Genomic DNA, 15,455 nt, shown 5'->3' with positions numbered 1-15,455 from the left:
CCTATGCGTATCGTATTCATGGGAACGCCGGATTTCGCCGTACCTTCATTGGAAGCCTTAATTGAGGCAGGTCACGAAATCGCAGCTGTCATCACACAGCCCGATCGGCCCAAAGGCCGCAAAAAAACACTGACACCGCCTCCGGTAAAGGATGCGGCGCTTCATCATGGCTTAACCGTCTATCAACCGGAACGGCTGAGAGGCTCCGACACCGTGGAGAAGATTTCGCTGCTGCAGCCTGATCTCATCGTAACGGCTGCCTATGGACAGATTTTACCCAAAGCGGTTCTGGACATTCCTCCGCTTGGCTGTATTAATGTACATGGGTCTCTTCTGCCGCGCTACCGCGGGGGAGCGCCGATCCAGAGAGCGATCATGAACGGGGAGACTTCTACCGGCGTAACGATCATGTATATGGCGGAGGGGCTCGATACGGGAGATATGATCAGTAGAGTCGAGATCCCGATCCTGCATGAGGACACATCCGGAACGATATTCACGAAGCTTAGCGAAGCCGGGGCCAAGCTGCTTCTGGAGACGCTGCCGGCGATCATTTCCGGTGAAGTCCAAGCTGAGAAGCAAAGCGATACGGATGCCACCTACGCGCCGAACTTGTCCCGCGAGGACGAACGGATGGATTGGAGCCGTCCCGCACTTGCTTTATATAATCAAGTACGCGGACTGCTTCCGATGGCAGGGGCCTTCACACTGCTTCATGGAGAAACGTTCAAGGTGTGGGGATGCGAACCTCTTGAAGAAGGTGAAGAATCCCGGCAGCCTGCAGGAACCGTGCTTCAAACAAACGATAGCGGGATTCTGGTACAGACCGGTGATGGCAGCCTGTTACTAACGGTCATTCAACCGGCCGGCAAGAAAGCAATGCCAGCGGCTGAATGGCTGAAAGGCGCCCGACTGCCGGCAGGCAGCCGTTTCGGCGGGACTGAAGCATGAGCGGGCCGGATACTCGTAAGGATCTTCCGGCCAGCAAGAGACGGAAGAATGGAGGGGGCGGCAGGAAGGCTCCCGGTTCTGCCGCAGCCGTGCGGAATGGAGGGCCCGCCAGTCAAGGCGGGGGCAGCTCACGTAAGCCCAAACCTCAAACGGCTCGCGAAGTTGCGCTCAATACGCTAGTTAAAGTAGCGGCATCCGGTGCATACAGCAATTTGCAATTGAACAGCGCTCTGCAGGAGGCCGGACTAACCCGGCAGGACGCAGGGCTTGCTACAGAGCTCGTTTATGGGACGATTCAGCAGCAGCGTCTGCTCGATTACCGGCTTTCAGGTTTAGTCGCCAAAGGACTGGACAAGCTGAATCCATGGGTACTTCAGCTGCTTCGTCTGAGTGCCTACCAATTGCTCTGTTTGGATCGCATCCCAGCGCATGCTGCGGTCAATGAGGCGGTACAGATTGCGAAGAAGCGGGGACATGCGGGGATTTCCGGGATGGTGAACGGGGTCCTCCGCAATATGGAGCGCCGCTTACAGGAGCTTAGGGGACCGGTGGAAGAGAACAATCCGGTCATCCGTATCGGAGTCACGTACTCCTACCCGGATTGGCTTGTCAAGCGCTGGATTACCGCGTATGGAGAGGCAGAGGCTGAAGCCATTTGCGCGTCAGGGAATGAATCTCCGCATCCAAGCATGCGGGTTAACCGGCTGCGTTTATCGCGAGATGAAGCGCTAAGCCGCTTGGCGGAAGCTGGCTATCAAGCTGCTCCTTCATCTCTTGCTCCAGCCGGCATCATCGTTGATGGAGGCGGTAACCTTGCCTTGATGGACAACTATGCGGAAGGCTTGTGGACGATGCAGGATGAGAGTTCCATGCTCGTCGCAGAGGTTTGCGCCCCTGAGCCTGGTTGGAAGGTGCTCGACTGCTGTGCTGCTCCTGGCGGCAAGTCGACCCATCTCGCTGAGCTCATGGGCGATCAAGGCCGCGTCGTCGCTAACGACGTTCATCCTCATAAACGCCAGTTGATCGACGAGCAGGCTCGCCGTCTCGGATTAGATGCGATCATAACGGAGACAGGGGATGCGGCTGAGCTGTCTGGCCGATTCACGGCTGCTTCGTTCGATCTTGTTCTACTCGACGCTCCTTGTTCGGGATTTGGCGTCATTCGGCGTAAACCCGAGATCAAATGGACCAAAACGCCGGAGGATGTCCAATCGATCGCGGCGCTGCAGCGGCGGTTGTTAGCTGAAGCGGCGAAGCTCGTGCGTCCAGGGGGAACGCTGGTATACAGCACGTGCACGATCGAACGTGAAGAGAATGAGGCACAGGTTGCTGCTTTTCTCAGGGAGAATCCCGATTTTGAATCAGATACGCAGTGGCCGGAGAATGTTCTCCAGCCGCTGCAGAAAGCCGGTGCCGTGAACGGGCAGTTCCAAGGTTACGTGCAGCTGCTGCCCCATCAATTCGGCAGCGACGGATTCTTTATTGCGAAGTTCAAGCACCGCGAATAAGCTGCGAAATAACGCCTATGCCGGCTCTTGTAGCCTGTCATGGGCGTTTGTGGTAAAATAAGCGATGGCGGCGAGTAGCCGTCTAATTCAATGACAAAGAAACAGGTGTGAAACGATGAAACCATTCATCTACGACTATACGCTAGAACAACTGCAAGATTGGATGAAAGAAAATAACGAGCCTGCCTTCCGTGGCGCCCAATTATTCGATTGGCTCTATGTGAAGCGGGTAAAGAGCTTTGAAGATATGAGCAATTTGCCGAAGGCGCTGCGTGAGAAGCTTGACGATCAGTTTCTATTCGTCACGCTCAATGAAATCACGCGTTTCGAATCGAAGGATGGCACCGTTAAGTTCTTATTCGGTTTGCATGATGATCATGCGATCGAGACCGTCATTATGCGCCATAGCTACGGCAACAGCATCTGTGTCACGACACAGGTCGGCTGCCGAATCGGCTGCACATTCTGTGCGTCGACGCTAGGCGGGCTAAAAAGGAACCTGACGGCAGGCGAAATCGTCGCTCAAGTGGTCACCGCGCAGCAAATTCTCGACGAGACGAATGAGCGTGTGTCCAGCATCGTCATCATGGGCTCGGGCGAGCCGTTTGAGAATTACGAGGCAACGATGACATTCCTGCGTAATATGATCCACGAGAAGGGCCTTAATATCGGCCAGCGCCATATTACGGTCTCAACGAGCGGGATCGTCCCGAGCATGTACAAGTTCGCGGAAGAGAACACCCAGATCAACCTCGCCCTCTCGATTCATGCACCGAACGATGCGCTCCGCTCGAAGCTGATGCCGGTAAACCGGCGCTTTCCGTTCGAAGAAGTGATGGAGGCTTGTCATTACTATATTGCGAAGACAGGCCGCAGAATTACATTTGAGTACGCCTTGATCGGAGGCGTCAACGACCAGAGCGAGCATGCTGAAGAGCTGGCGCGGGTGCTCCAAGGGATGCTGTGCCATGTGAACCTGATTCCGGTTAACCATGTACCGGAGCGCAAATATGTACGGACACCCAGAGAACAAATTTTCGAATTTCAACGCATTCTTGAACGCAACAAAATCAATGCCACTATCCGCAGAGAGCAGGGTCATGATATTGCGGCAGCATGCGGACAGCTACGGGCGAAACATATGGAGTCCACGACGGGGTGATCGGTTTTATGAAAATGGCTTATCGCAGCGATATCGGCCGTATTCGGCTTGTTAACGAAGATCGGGCCTGGGGCCAGCAGCAGGGAAGCGGTCTCGTCATCGCCGTTGTGGCGGATGGCATGGGAGGTCATCAGGCTGGCGATGTTGCCAGCCAATTGGCAGTGGATACATTCCGCGATTCCCTGCAAGACATGGATTCCGAATTATCGCTGGATGAGCGCAAGATGCTCATCCGACAAACGATTTTGCAGGCAAACGAAGTGATCTACGATATGGCTTCCCGCAATGATCAGTACCACAATATGGGGACTACGGTCGTTGCAGCGCTTGTTCAAGCGGATGACGGTGTCATTGGCCATATAGGTGACAGCCGCGCTTACAAGCTGCGTGATGGTGAGCTGACCCAGCTGACTGAGGATCATACGCTTGTTAATGAGCTTGCCAAATCCGGACAAATCAGTCCGGAGGAGGCAGCGAATCATCCGCGCCGCAATGTGCTGACAAGAGCGCTTGGGACGGATGCGCAGGTGGAAGTCGACGTACGCGGTATTTCATGGGTAGAGGGCGACATACTGCTTCTATGCAGCGATGGCCTAAGCAATATGGTCACGGATGAACAAATGCGCGAAACGCTGCAGTCGGATGAACTTGATTTGGACGGCAAGGCGGATCGGCTCGTTCAATTGGCACTTCAAGCTGGCGGAGACGATAATATTACGGTCGTCCTGCTGCATCATGCCGACGACACGGAGCAAGAGGGGTGAGCGACATGATTGGACATGAATTAGGTGGAAGGTACGAAATCATCACCCGCATCGGCGGGGGCGGCATGGCGCTCGTTTATAAAGCTCACGATATATTGTTAAACCGGAAAGTAGCGGTTAAGGTGCTGCGCCAGCAGTTTACTCATGATGAGGATTTCATCCGGCGCTTCCGGCGCGAAGCGCAGTCGGCGGCAGCCTTATCCCATCCGAACGTCGTTAGTATTTACGACGTCGGGCAGGAAGAAGATACGCACTACATTGTCATGGAATATGTGGAAGGCCATAATTTGAATGAAATTATTCAGGAGCGTGCGCCACTGCAAACCGAGGAAGCGGTGCACGTTGCTGTACAGATCTGCGATGCGCTAGAACATGCCCATCATAATCAAATTATACATCGCGATATTAAGCCGCATAACATCTTAATCGGTAACAACGGACGTGTCAAAGTGACCGACTTCGGTATTGCGCGTGCTGTGACGTCCTCGACGATTACACAGACGGGATCCGTAGTCGGTTCTGTACATTATTTCTCGCCTGAGCATGCTAAGGGCGTCAGCACCGGGGAGAAATCCGATTTATACTCGCTTGGCATTGTTCTCTACCAGATGCTGACCGGACGACTGCCGTTTCTGGGCGAGAGTCCGATTAGCGTTGCGCTGAAGCATCTGCAGGAGACATTCGAAGAACCTCGCGTTGTTAATCCGTATATCCCGCAGAGCGTGGAGAACATCATATTGCGCGCGATGCGTAAGAATCCGGAAGAACGATATGCATCTGCAGAAGAGATGCTGCATGATCTGGATACATGTCTGCTGCCCGAGCGGCTTGGGGAGCCGAAGATTACGTTCAATTCCCATGCCGGCGATATGGATGAGACGCGCGTGATGCCGGCAATCCGCGGCGGATCGATGGAGACGCTGGCAGCCCCTGCTGTCCCGCGTCCGGAGAAGGCCGAAAAGGATGAGAAGCAGGATGACCGCTGGGATTCGGACGGGTTATCCGAGTCGCCCAAGAGACGTCGATGGGTGAAGCCCGTTATTACGGTCTTTACGACTTTGCTAGTGATTGCTCTTGTCTATTGGGGCGCTATGACCGTGCGGGGTTGGTTCGACATTGATGAGGTGGATGTCCCGTACGTCGTGAACAAGACGGAAACGGCAGCGAGACAGGAACTGGAAAAAGCCGGTCTGAAGATCGAAGAACCGACCGTATATATGGACAAAGAGGGCGTTCCAAAAGACGTTGTGTATGATCAGTCCAAGCAGAATCAACGCGTTAAGGTAGGCTCTTTCATCAAGTTATATGTCAGTACCGGTCCGAAGATGGAGAAAATGGTTGATTATAAGGGCCGATCCTTCAATGAAGTGAGGGAAGAGCTGATCAGCTTAGGTGTATCAGATGAGCGTATCAAGCCGGAAGAGGAATTCAGCGAAGAGAAGCCTGGAACCGTGCTGGGACAGACGCCGGATGCTGACACGGAATTCGACCCGAAGACGGCTTCGTTCACGTTCACGGTCAGCAAAGGACCCGAGACGTTTCCAATGCCGAATTTGATCGGTAAGTCGGAGGCGGATGCAATCAAGGAACTGAAATCATTGGGGCTTAAGGTGAACGAGGCCAATACGGTGCGCGAGCCGAGCTATGGTGAAGCGGGCAAAGTCGTTTCCCAAGATCCGTATAAACCGAATGATTCGGTATCTAAAGGTGCTGAAGTCACATTGACCGTCAGCGGCGGTTTGCCGGACGAGGCGGTCGAATATACTTTTAATATTGTTATCTCGCCTGCTCAAGCCGGCAAAACGAGTGAAATTCGAATCCGATATTCGGATGCCACCGGAGAGAACATCGAGCTCGGCAAAAGCAAAATTAACGATACGCGAACGTTCCCTGTTAAAGTCGTGTTAGGCCCTAATACGGAAGCCAGGGTCGAAATCTACCGGGATGGTGAGTTAGTCGATATCTTCACCAGAACCTATGACGAGATAAAGTCCGGGGCGGAATCGCCTCCTGAGACGGTACCTGGTATGGAACCTCCAGTAGATGAACCGGTACAGACGGAGCCTGACAATAGCAGCAACAATCACGGGGGTAACAATGCCGAACAGCAATGAGGCAACTATCGGTCGGATCGTAAAGGCGCTTAGCGGCTTCTATTATGTACTTCCTGAGGGAGCGGATAAGCAGAGCGTTCCGGTTACATGTCGTGCAAGAGGCATCTTCAAGAAACGCGGGGAATCTCCGCTTGTCGGCGATTTGGTGGAATACGGAATAACGGAGAACGGGGAAGGTACGGTCGATGCCATCCTTCCCCGTGTATCCGAGCTCATCCGGCCGCCGGTTGCGAATATTGATCTGGCGGTGCTCGTATTTTCAGTAACAGAGCCGGCGCTTAATTTGCAGCTGCTGGACAAATTCCTTCTCCATATTGAGCATGCCGGAATTCCGGCGATGTTGTGTTTAAGCAAACAAGATTTGGCTGAGGACGGTCCGGATGCCGCGCAAGCCCGTCACATCATGGATGAGGTTCGCCGTATCTATGAACCGATCGGATACGAGGTATTCTTAACGAGCTCTCATCATGGAGATGGTACCCACGCGCTCTACGATCGCCTCCAGGGACATCTGGCCGTATTTGCCGGTCAATCAGGCGTGGGCAAATCATCGCTGCTGAATGCACTCGTTCCGGGCTTAACAATCGAAACGAATGAAATCAGCAGCCGGCTTGGAAGAGGCAAGCACACGACAAGGCATGTAGAGCTGATTCCGGTCGGACAAGGGTATGTAGCGGATACGCCTGGATTCAGCCAACTGGATTTCGTGGAGCTCGGTATTGAGGAATTAGGCAGCTGCTTCCGCGAGATGAGAGAGCTGTCCGGATCCTGCAAATTCCGCGGCTGCACGCATATACATGAGCCTGGCTGCGCAGTTCTCAAGGCATTGGAGGAAGGGCAAATAGAAGCAAGCCGCCACGAGCATTATGTGCTATTCATGGCGGAGCTGAAAGAGAAAAAGCGGAGGTACTAAATATGTCGATCATCGCACCATCCATTCTGTCGGCGAACTTTGCCGCACTTGCAGACGATATCAAAGACGTAGAACGCGCGGGAGCCGATTGGATACACATTGATGTGATGGACGGCCATTTCGTGCCAAACCTGACGTTTGGCGCACCCGTTATCAGCGCTATAAGGCCCCTTTCAAGGCTGCCATTCGATGTACATCTCATGATTGAACGTCCGGAGAAGCTTATTCCGGATATGATCGAAGCAGGTGCTGACCGCATTACTGTACATGCAGAGGCTTGCACACATCTGCACCGGGTCGTTCATATGATCAAGGAAGCAGGCTTGCCCGCAGGTGTTGCGCTTAATCCGGCGACACCTCTGTCGGCAGTTGAGAATCTTCTGGATGATCTTGATCTTATTCTGATCATGACGGTCAATCCGGGATTTGGCGGCCAGCAATTTATCCCGCAATCGCTGCCTAAGCTTAGGCAGCTTCGGGCCATGCTGGCAGATCGCGGGTTGTCAGGTATTCATATTCAAGTCGATGGGGGCATTAATGCGCATACCTCTGCGCTCGTTCGCGAAGCGGGAGCGGATGTGCTCGTAGCCGGTAATGCGGTATTTACGGAGAAGGACCGAGCGGCTGCAATAGCCTCGCTTCGTTAGGTGAATTCATGGGTGAACGAATAAAGAACAGCTTTCTTGTTGCTCTGTTTAGTTTTGGTTGCGGGCTGATGCTGGCCATATTCCCTTTCATCAATAGCCCGACTAACCTTGTTTTCTCCATATTGGCGCTGATTATCGGCATATTCTTCTTCAAGAGGTTTCCCGGTATCGGAATTCGCATCGTCTTTATCGTGCTTTCGCTTCTATTCTTTCTGCTCGTTACCGTGATCATCACGATGGTGATCTACGCCAAACAAAACCCGGCAGGAGCCTAGAAACAGCGCCTGTTGGAATAGGACAATCCGGCCCTGCATACTATGGTTACATGAACGAAGGTTCGTGTAGCCTTTTTTTTACCGCATATCACTCATCATCGGAAACTTCGTTTGAAGGTTAACACAGCTCATTCCGATGGGTGATGGGAGCCGTTTCGCATGCCTTAATTCAGGTGCAAAGCGACAACGTGTGATACATGGACGGTGCGAAGCCGAGCACGTTTAGGAGGGGATGGAGGATGAAATTTTACACAATCAAGCTGCCGAAGTTTTTGGGCGGGTTTGTGAAAGCGATTTTGAATACATTCCAGAAAAACTGATTCGGCCGCCCAGAAGCATATAACGTGTCGAAGCGAACGGACACACGTCTACAGGATGCCGCCGCAGGATGCGAGGGCGGCTGTTTTCTGTGGGGAGGAAGGACAAAAAGGCACCTGATCGGGATCAGGTGCCTTTCGTTCGTCGCTTCATGATTCGTACTAGACGCGAGTCAATTTGCCCGATTTCAGAGCGCGAGTGCTGACATAAACGCGTTTCGGTTTACCGTCAACGAGAATCCGTACTTTTTGAACGTTAACGCCCCAAGAACGGCGGTTTTTATTGTTCGCGTGCGAAACGTGGTTACCAGTTCCGGGACCTTTGCCCGTGATAAAACATTTGCGAGACATGGAATACACCTCCCTTGAAGAATCCGTGCAAATAAACACACTTAAATATAATAACATAAGAAACTCAAGCGATCAAGACAGAGAGAAGGTTCGAAAACGGAAGAATTCAGGCGTTCTGCGTCGGTTTGACTTCTATATCTTCGAATTTTATAGTACAATGTTGATTAGTCCATAATATATACGGTAAAGGAGTGAACGACCATGCCACTGCAGCTTCAAACAGATTTAGGGAAAGTTATCATTGCAGATCATGTTATCGCTATGCTTGCCGGCTCAGCTGCGCTTGAGTGTTATGGACTTGTCGGTATGGCTTCACGCAAGCAGTTAAAGGACGGTATTACGGAACTGCTCGGTCGGGACAATCTGTCGCGGGGTGTTGAAGTACGCCGAGAGAACGAACGCTTGCACATCGACTTATACATCATCGTTAGCTATGGCACAAAAATATCCGAAGTGGCGCACAATATTCAGTCAAAAGTGAAGTATGTGCTGAATGAGGTAGTTGGTCTGAAGGTCGACTTCATTCATATTTTTGTCCAAGGCGTGCGTGTATCTGGGTAGGAAGGGGAATTAATGTTGAGCAAGCGTTTTATTAACGGATCGGACTTTACCGGGATGGTGCATAGAGGAGCGGAATGTCTGCAGCGTAATGTTGAACGCGTCAATGCACTGAACGTGTTTCCAGTGCCTGATGGCGATACGGGTACGAATATGAATTTAACCATGACCTCCGGGGTACAGGAGCTAGTAAGCAAACCGTCCCCAGCGATAGGAAAAGTTTCGGAAGCGTTTTCGAAGGGACTGCTCATGGGTGCACGGGGAAACTCGGGCGTCATTCTGTCCCAACTGTTTCGCGGCTTTTCCAGGAGCTTAGCAGGACAAGAAGAGGTAAATACGCTGCAGCTTGCAGCTGCTCTTCAGCATGGTGTCGATATGGCATACAAGGCGGTTGTTAAGCCCGTCGAAGGTACGATCCTTACGGTGGCCAAGGAAGCGGCTAAGCATGCCGTCTCCATTGCACGCCGGACGACTGATGTGGTCGAGATGATGCGCGAGGTTCATGACAAGGCCTATGACGCGCTTCAGCGGACACCGGATTTGCTGCCAGTTCTGAAACAGGTAGGCGTCGTAGACTCCGGCGGTCAGGGTCTTGTACATATCTACGAGGGCTTCGTTCTAGCTCTTGGCGAGACAGGCGTGACAGCTGGTCAAGGCAACACTTCGGCAAACCCGACGCCAACCGTTACAAGCCCGGGTGAGCGGACAGGGTACACGGTCTTCGTACCGCAGCAGCCGAGCAGCGCTCAATCCCGTTTATCCACGGAAGCAATTGAGTATTTATACGATATGGAATTTTTCATAAACCGTAAGCTTGCCGGCCGGATGGCAGCGCCATTCGATGAAGCGGCCTTCAAACGGGCTCTGGCAAAAGATGGTGACTCTATTCTTGTCATCGCTGACGATGAGATCATTAAAGTTCATGTGCATTCGCGAAAGCCGGGCGATGTTTTGAACTATGCGCTTCCATACGGCGAGCTGACGGACATCCATATTTTGAACATGCGGGAACAGCATCGTGGCCTGCTGCATGAAGAATCGATTGCAACCGATTCCCAGCATATCAGCGGATCAACCCGCAGTATCGAAGATGAGGCGCTAGGGATGACTGTGCCGGAGGTGCTTACAGGCGCACCCGTCGATTCGGTCCCGGTTGAACAAGCACATGAGTGGGCACCATACGGCATTATCGCCGTAGCAATGGGACAAGGAATCTCTAATATCTTTCTTGACAACAATGTCGACATCGTATTATCCGGCGGACAAACGATGAATCCCAGTACGGAGGATTTCGTGAAGGCCATCGAAGCGCTGCATGCGCAGCACATCTATCTGCTGCCGAATAACGGAAACATTATTCTTGCTGCACAGCAAGCTGTCGAATTATGCGAACGGAACATAACGGTCATTCCGACTCGTACCGTGCCGCAAGGGCTTGCAGCCGTACTCGCCTTCCGGGACGAGGAGACGGCCCCGGTGAATACGGATGCGATGGAACAAGCCGCGAAGCAGGTTCGTTCCGGACAAGTCACGCATGCGGTTCGAGATACTACAATTGATGGGATCGATATTCGCGAAGGTGATTTCATCGGGATCTTGGAGAAGTCGATCGTTGCTTCTTCCCCGGATTTGCAGCAGTCATGCCGTGACTTATTGTCTCGAATGATGGAAGAGGGCGGAGAACTGGTGACGATTCTGACGGGCGAGCAAGCTGATGCTGCAGAAACTTCAGCTCTGTCCGAGTGGATTGAATCGACTTATCTGGATGCGGAGCTTGAGGTGCATGCAGGCGGGCAACCACTGTACCCGTATTTATTTGCAGTTGAATAGGGGGGCTGACCATGAGTACGGTTCGTATTGTGACTGACAGCACGGCGGATATTCCACAGGACATGCGCGAGAAACTGAACATTGAGATCGTCCCGTTGAAGGTATTGTTTGGCGAGGAATCGTTCTTGGATGGCGTTACGATCAGTCCGGAGCAGTTCTATGACAAGCTCACGTCTTCTTCCATGCTTCCAACGACGTCCCAGCCTTCTCCGGTTGAATTTATGGAGACGTACGACCGAATCTTAAACGAAAGCCCGGACGCGACAATTATTTCAATTCATCTTTCTTCGGCGGTCAGCGGGACCTATCAGTCTGCGGTGCTCGGTCATTCATTGCTTGAGCGCGAAGGCGATATCGTCGTCTACGATTCGAAATCGGCCTCTTTTGGTATCGGCATGCTTGTCGTGAAGGCGGCAGAGATGGCTGCTGCGGGCATGTCGAAAGAACAAATCTTAGACGCAATTGAAACGATGAACCAAGACAAGCGGCTTTACTTTCTCGTAGACACGCTGGAATATTTGCAGAAAGGCGGCCGGATCGGGAAGGCAGCAGCTCTGTTTGGTTCGATCTTGAACATCAAACCCATACTGACCCTGGATGATGGCGAAGTAACGGCAATCGATAAAGTGCGCGGCCAGAAGAAAGCCGTCCTGCGTATCCTGGATTTGGTCGCCAAAGATTTCGGCAGCGATCCCGTGGATATGACACTCGCATGGACCACTCACAATGAGCTGGCTCTCGAAATGGGCGAACAGGCGAAGGCTCGCCTTCAAGTTCGAGGCACGCATCATACGAAGATTGGATCCGTCATCGGAACCCATGTCGGTCCTGGGACAGTGGCAATATTCATTAACCGTGTGAAAGGATAGAAATCATGAAGCTGGATGAATTATCGGTCCGGCAAATCAAAGGCGTGAGCGCTCCGAAAGAACAAGAGCTTCACGCCTTTGGCGTCCATTCAGTCGCCGATTTGCTGGATTATTTTCCTTTTCGGTACGAGGATTACCGAATTAGAGGGCTAGCGGAGTCAAAAGATGGCGAGAAAGTCACCATTCAAGGTAAAATTATGAGTGCTGCAACGCTTCAGCGTTATGGGAAGGGCAAGTCAAGGCTCACCTGTAAGGTAGCAGTCGACAACATGCTCGTCACGGCGGTGTGGTTCAACCGGCATTATTTGCAGGAGCAGCTCGCAGCCGGAAGGGAAATTGTGCTGACGGGGAAGTGGGAGCAGCGTCGTCTGCAGTTGACCGTCTCAGAATCCGAATTTCCAGACCGGGGTTCGGTTCGTTCAGGCTCCGTGCAGCCCGTCTACTCCGTCGGGGGCAGCATTACGCAAACATGGATGAGAAAAACGATCCACCAAGCGCTGCTTCAGTATGGACCTATGATCGAAGAGGTTCTTCCGATCGAGCTGGTGGACAAGCATCGGTTGATGCCGCGGCGCGAAGCTATCCGCTGTATACATAATCCCGGCGATACGGACGAAGGACAGGCAGCGAGGCGCCGTTTGGTGTATGAAGAGTTATTCCTGTTTCAACTCAAGCTGCAAGCCTATCGATCGCTTACGCGTACGCGGATGGATGGGGTTGCACATGTGGTTGATGCCGAATCGATTCGCTCCTTTGTGAAGACGCTGCCGTTTGAGCTGACGGATTCGCAGAAGAAGGTTGTCAACGAAATACTCATTGATATGCGCCAGCCTTTCTGTATGAACAGGCTGCTGCAGGGAGATGTCGGCTCCGGGAAGACGGTTGTAGCGGCTATTGCTTTGTTTGCAGCATATAAGGCGGGACATCAGGGTGCGCTAATGGTGCCAACTGAAATATTAGCCGACCAGCACATGAGATCGCTCCAGAAATTGTTTGCAGACATTGGCCTGGAGGTAGGCTTACTAACCGGCAGTATGACCGAGCGAAGGCGCCGTGATGTTCTGGCAGGCTTACAGATGGGTTTAATCGATGTGATCGTCGGAACGCATGCGATCATCCAAGAAGGGGTTAACTTCCGCAGTCTAGGTCTTGTCGTAACCGATGAGCAGCATCGTTTTGGCGTTAACCAGCGAAGTATACTGCGCCGCAAGGGGCTCAATCCGGACGTACTTACGATGACGGCCACGCCTATTCCGCGAACCCTTGCCATTACGGCGTTCGGCGACATGGACGTTTCTACGCTTCGAGAGCGTCCACAAGGCAGGAAGGCGATCCAGTCTTACTGGGTGAAGCATAGCATGCTGGAACGAGTGCTTGGTTTTATTAGACGCGAAGTGGATTTAGGAAGACAGGCTTACTTTATTTGCCCTCTTATTGAGGAATCCGAGAAGCTTGACGTTCAGAACGCGATCGATATGCATGTACAGCTGATGCAAGCCTTCCCTGATCTTAAAGTCGGTCTGCTGCATGGCCGGTTATCCGCGGCAGAGAAGGATGAGGTCATGAAGGCTTTCGGCGACAATGAGGTTCAGGTGCTTGTTGCAACGACTGTCGTCGAGGTTGGGGTTGATGTTCCGAATGCGACGCTGATGATCGTGATGGATGCGGAACGCTTCGGGCTTTCGCAGCTGCACCAGCTGCGCGGGCGTGTCGGACGCGGCGGGCATCAATCGTACTGTGTGCTCATCGCAGATCCCAAATCCGAGGTTGGGCGTGAGCGAATGAAGGTCATGACAGAGACGGATGACGGCTTCGAGGTTGCACGCAGGGATCTGGAGCTGCGCGGGCCTGGCGATTTCTTCGGTACGAAGCAAAGCGGAGTGCCGGATTTCAAACTGGCTGATATGTCCAGCGACTTTGCCGTGCTGGAGGAAGCGCGCGACGATGCCGCCGACCTGACGCATCGTGAAGATTTCTGGACGGCGCCGGCTTTAAGCCGGCTGCATGAAATATTGAAGAACGATCAACTTTTTCAAGGTGATTTACTGGACTAGATATCTTCATTCGGTACGCGGCATATAGTAGAACGAAGGGCTGTGAGCAGCCGGACGGAGGTGCTAAGCCGCGTATGAGTTATACCAAGTACGGCATACGGCCGGAGTTTATCGAGCGCGTAAAGGTAAAGATGAAGAATCCGGTCACCAAGGACCGAATTAAGAAAGTCGTCGAAGGCGTGAACAAGTACGATCTGCAGGACCGAGTGAAGGTTCGCCGATTGATTCGAACCGCGGCAGGAATATTGCATGAAAATATGACCGAAGCCCAAGAGGAGCAGCTCATCGCGTTCGTGATCGGCCAGAAGATCGATCCGAACAATACGCTGCATCTGCTGAAATTATGGGCCATGTTCCGCTGACTGCAAAGTCAGCGGTATTTTTTTATTCCCATATGGAGAAGGACAGATGCAGCTGCTGCCTGTGGCTAATTCAGGGTTACAAGGATATCGGTTCTATACAAGCAGGCTCGTCCTGCTTGACGTTCCCTACTCCCGGTGCGACGGGATAGGCCTCCAGCTCTTCAGCAGGATAGGGGCGATACAGCGGTACAAATAGATCGGGATCTTGGAGACGCCGGTCAAGCCACCGTACCTCGTTATCCGGACTTAATAGGACGGGCATTCGGTCGTGTATGGGGGACATCAGTGAATTAGGCGTTGTGGTCAGAATGGTGCAGGTGTTCAGCTTCGCACCGTCAGGGGCAAGCCAAGTGTCATAAAGTCCCGCCATGCTGAATAGGCTCCGATCGCGGCGGACGATACGCATCGGCTGCTTCACTCCTCCATCCTTCTTCCATTCATAGAAACCATCTGCGGGGATAATGCAGCGTTTGCGGCGGATCAATGATTTGAAAGCCGGCTTGTCCGCTACGGTTTCTGCACGCGCGTTGAGCATTTTATTCCCGATCTTCGGATCATCCGCCCACGAAGGAACCAAACCCCACTTCAATTCGCCAAGCCGATTACGTTCTCCGTCATTCACGATGGCGAGAATCATTTGTCCCGGAGCGACATTATATTTCGGACGGTGGAAAGGCACGGTCGTTTCACCAATCCAATAGCGCAGCATCAATTCTTCCAGTGATACAGTTATCGTATAGCGCCCGCACATGTACAATCACGCTCCTTCTCTAGGCTTTA

16 protein-coding genes are annotated in these 15,455 nt (G+C 52.6%); 14 read left to right on the top strand and 2 right to left on the bottom strand.

All coding sequences use genetic code 11. The annotated features are described in order from the left end of the window. The first annotated feature begins 3 nt into the window (after nucleotides 1–3). The 9 genes from fmt (at nucleotide 4) to spoVM (ending at nucleotide 8,654) form a co-directional block, all read left to right on the top strand. A complete protein-coding gene (fmt, locus tag NNL21_RS16645) occupies nucleotides 4–951 on the top strand; it encodes a methionyl-tRNA formyltransferase (RefSeq protein ID WP_204818377.1) in 948 nt (315 codons plus the stop codon). Further along, entirely contained in the window at nucleotides 948–2,459 is a 1,512-nt protein-coding gene (gene rsmB, locus NNL21_RS16640) for a 16S rRNA (cytosine(967)-C(5))-methyltransferase RsmB (protein WP_204818376.1), read from the top strand. Before fmt ends, rsmB begins: the two co-directional genes overlap by 4 nt. Before the next feature lie 115 nt (nucleotides 2,460–2,574). Then, nucleotides 2,575–3,621 (top strand): dual-specificity RNA methyltransferase RlmN, encoded by a 1,047-nt coding sequence (gene rlmN, locus NNL21_RS16635; RefSeq protein ID WP_204818375.1) that lies wholly within the window; start codon nucleotides 2,575–2,577, stop codon nucleotides 3,619–3,621. Nucleotides 3,622–3,629: 8 nt separating this feature from the next. Beyond that, complete coding sequence (locus NNL21_RS16630) at nucleotides 3,630–4,385, top strand: Stp1/IreP family PP2C-type Ser/Thr phosphatase (protein ID WP_204818374.1); 756 nt, start codon at nucleotides 3,630–3,632, stop codon at nucleotides 4,383–4,385. A 5-nt stretch (nucleotides 4,386–4,390) separates the two neighbouring features. After that, nucleotides 4,391–6,499 (top strand): Stk1 family PASTA domain-containing Ser/Thr kinase, encoded by a 2,109-nt coding sequence (gene pknB / locus NNL21_RS16625; RefSeq protein ID WP_204818546.1) that lies wholly within the window; start codon nucleotides 4,391–4,393, stop codon nucleotides 6,497–6,499. Further along, nucleotides 6,483–7,412 (top strand): ribosome small subunit-dependent GTPase A, encoded by a 930-nt coding sequence (gene rsgA / locus NNL21_RS16620; RefSeq protein ID WP_204818373.1) that lies wholly within the window; start codon nucleotides 6,483–6,485, stop codon nucleotides 7,410–7,412. Before pknB ends, rsgA begins: the two co-directional genes overlap by 17 nt. Before the next feature lie 2 nt (nucleotides 7,413–7,414). Continuing rightward, on the top strand, nucleotides 7,415–8,059 hold the full coding sequence (gene rpe, locus NNL21_RS16615) for a ribulose-phosphate 3-epimerase (RefSeq protein ID WP_204818372.1): 645 nt from the start codon (nucleotides 7,415–7,417) through the stop codon (nucleotides 8,057–8,059). A gap of 8 nt (nucleotides 8,060–8,067) precedes the next feature. Beyond that, nucleotides 8,068–8,334, top strand: coding sequence for a hypothetical protein (locus NNL21_RS16610; protein WP_204818371.1), 267 nt, complete (start codon nucleotides 8,068–8,070; stop codon nucleotides 8,332–8,334). A gap of 239 nt (nucleotides 8,335–8,573) precedes the next feature. Further along, entirely contained in the window at nucleotides 8,574–8,654 is an 81-nt protein-coding gene (gene spoVM / locus NNL21_RS16605; protein WP_010345573.1) for a stage V sporulation protein SpoVM, read from the top strand. Between the two features lie 159 nt (nucleotides 8,655–8,813). Here the strand turns inward: spoVM and rpmB are convergent, their stop codons facing one another. Then, nucleotides 8,814–9,002 carry a 50S ribosomal protein L28 gene (gene rpmB / locus NNL21_RS16600; RefSeq protein WP_204818370.1) on the bottom strand — a complete coding sequence of 63 codons (189 nt, stop codon included), beginning with the start codon at nucleotides 9,000–9,002 and terminating at the stop codon, nucleotides 8,814–8,816. 201 nt (nucleotides 9,003–9,203) lie between these two features. Here rpmB and NNL21_RS16595 point away from each other — a divergent pair, with 201 nt between their 5' ends. The 5 genes from NNL21_RS16595 to NNL21_RS16575 all read left to right on the top strand — a co-directional run bounded on the left by NNL21_RS16595 (nucleotide 9,204) and on the right by NNL21_RS16575 (nucleotide 14,675). After that, nucleotides 9,204–9,563, top strand: a complete 360-nt coding sequence (locus tag NNL21_RS16595) for an Asp23/Gls24 family envelope stress response protein (protein ID WP_204818369.1) — start codon at nucleotides 9,204–9,206, stop codon at nucleotides 9,561–9,563. A 15-nt stretch (nucleotides 9,564–9,578) separates the two neighbouring features. Further along, entirely contained in the window at nucleotides 9,579–11,390 is a 1,812-nt protein-coding gene (gene fakA / locus NNL21_RS16590; RefSeq protein ID WP_507176560.1) for a fatty acid kinase ATP-binding subunit FakA, read from the top strand. An 11-nt stretch (nucleotides 11,391–11,401) separates the two neighbouring features. Further along, a complete protein-coding gene (fakB, locus tag NNL21_RS16585; RefSeq protein ID WP_204818368.1) occupies nucleotides 11,402–12,259 on the top strand; it encodes a DegV family protein in 858 nt (285 codons plus the stop codon). Nucleotides 12,260–12,264: 5 nt separating this feature from the next. Then, nucleotides 12,265–14,313 (top strand): ATP-dependent DNA helicase RecG, encoded by a 2,049-nt coding sequence (gene recG, locus NNL21_RS16580; protein ID WP_204818367.1) that lies wholly within the window; start codon nucleotides 12,265–12,267, stop codon nucleotides 14,311–14,313. 74 nt (nucleotides 14,314–14,387) lie between these two features. After that, nucleotides 14,388–14,675 (top strand): stage VI sporulation protein F, encoded by a 288-nt coding sequence (locus tag NNL21_RS16575; protein WP_204818366.1) that lies wholly within the window; start codon nucleotides 14,388–14,390, stop codon nucleotides 14,673–14,675. 76 nt (nucleotides 14,676–14,751) lie between these two features. Here NNL21_RS16575 and NNL21_RS16570 read toward each other — a convergent pair whose 3' ends face one another. Beyond that, nucleotides 14,752–15,426 (bottom strand): SOS response-associated peptidase, encoded by a 675-nt coding sequence (locus NNL21_RS16570; protein ID WP_204818365.1) that lies wholly within the window; start codon nucleotides 15,424–15,426, stop codon nucleotides 14,752–14,754. Between the last annotated feature and the right edge of the window lie 29 nt (nucleotides 15,427–15,455).

The sequence above is a fragment of the Paenibacillus mendelii genome, assembly GCF_024498075.1.
Taxonomy (GTDB): Bacteria; Bacillota; Bacilli; order Paenibacillales; family Paenibacillaceae; genus Paenibacillus_Z; species Paenibacillus_Z mendelii.
Note: the sequence above shows the minus strand (reverse complement) of the source record. Positions and strands in the feature narration are given on the sequence as shown.

What these genes read in the sequence shown, in the direction of transcription:
- rpe (WP_204818372.1), top strand. Translation starts at nt 7,415, where the DNA reads ATGTCGATCATCGCACCATCCATTCTGTCGGCGAACTTTGCCGCACTT.
- rsgA (WP_204818373.1), top strand. Translation starts at nt 6,483, where the DNA reads ATGCCGAACAGCAATGAGGCAACTATCGGTCGGATCGTAAAGGCGCTT.
- rpmB (WP_204818370.1), bottom strand. Translation starts at nt 9,002, where the DNA reads ATGTCTCGCAAATGTTTTATCACGGGCAAAGGTCCCGGAACTGGTAAC.
- recG (WP_204818367.1), top strand. Translation starts at nt 12,265, where the DNA reads ATGAAGCTGGATGAATTATCGGTCCGGCAAATCAAAGGCGTGAGCGCT.
- NNL21_RS16575 (WP_204818366.1), top strand. Translation starts at nt 14,388, where the DNA reads ATGAGTTATACCAAGTACGGCATACGGCCGGAGTTTATCGAGCGCGTA.
- fakB (WP_204818368.1), top strand. Translation starts at nt 11,402, where the DNA reads ATGAGTACGGTTCGTATTGTGACTGACAGCACGGCGGATATTCCACAG.
- rlmN (WP_204818375.1), top strand. Translation starts at nt 2,575, where the DNA reads ATGAAACCATTCATCTACGACTATACGCTAGAACAACTGCAAGATTGG.
- rsmB (WP_204818376.1), top strand. Translation starts at nt 948, where the DNA reads ATGAGCGGGCCGGATACTCGTAAGGATCTTCCGGCCAGCAAGAGACGG.
- NNL21_RS16630 (WP_204818374.1), top strand. Translation starts at nt 3,630, where the DNA reads ATGAAAATGGCTTATCGCAGCGATATCGGCCGTATTCGGCTTGTTAAC.
- NNL21_RS16595 (WP_204818369.1), top strand. Translation starts at nt 9,204, where the DNA reads ATGCCACTGCAGCTTCAAACAGATTTAGGGAAAGTTATCATTGCAGAT.
- NNL21_RS16610 (WP_204818371.1), top strand. Translation starts at nt 8,068, where the DNA reads ATGGGTGAACGAATAAAGAACAGCTTTCTTGTTGCTCTGTTTAGTTTT.
- spoVM (WP_010345573.1), top strand. Translation starts at nt 8,574, where the DNA reads ATGAAATTTTACACAATCAAGCTGCCGAAGTTTTTGGGCGGGTTTGTG.
- pknB (WP_204818546.1), top strand. Translation starts at nt 4,391, where the DNA reads ATGATTGGACATGAATTAGGTGGAAGGTACGAAATCATCACCCGCATC.
- fmt (WP_204818377.1), top strand. Translation starts at nt 4, where the DNA reads ATGCGTATCGTATTCATGGGAACGCCGGATTTCGCCGTACCTTCATTG.
- NNL21_RS16570 (WP_204818365.1), bottom strand. Translation starts at nt 15,426, where the DNA reads ATGTGCGGGCGCTATACGATAACTGTATCACTGGAAGAATTGATGCTG.